This window comes from Acinetobacter sp. NigerLNRRAM0016 (assembly GCF_054112845.1).
Map to the genome: position 1 here is coordinate 1 of NZ_JBSYVT010000124.1, position 440 is coordinate 440.

Here is a 440-nt window from a genome sequence, read left to right on the forward strand (position 1 = left end):
AAAGAGAAAGCGTTGTTTTTGAAAGCCCTCAAGTGAGAGCGTTCACACGAAACAATAACTAAGGAGAATATCTATGAAAAGTCTATTAAGTGATGAAGCACAAATTGAAATGCCAATACATAATCACTCAGAGGCTATCCTCAATGATTTTAGTGATAGTAACCGAACTGGGGTAAAGGATCTCAATGAAACTAGGATTGGGGTCTACAGTCCAATAATTGTGGGCGAAGTTGGGAGTTTGGTGAAGTAATGGTTCATTCATAGGGATAACTTTTTGGTAGTCCCCTGAATGTGTAGTTAGAGTAGGATCAATTTCAACTTCATAAATTACATTCCAATCGGCCATGAGTTGTTTATATCTCCAAGCTGATTGAATATCTGGCAGTAGAAAAATACAATCTAAACGACTTGGCTTATGGGGATGATGTTCTGCTCGCACC

Annotated in this window: 1 protein-coding gene; it reads right to left on the reverse strand. The window is 38.4% G+C overall.

The features are described from left to right. Positions 1 to 127: 127 nt before the first annotated feature. A partial coding sequence (locus ACWQ4X_RS19815) for a hypothetical protein (protein ID WP_457904688.1) occupies positions 128 to 440 on the reverse strand: 313 nt, incomplete at its 5' end.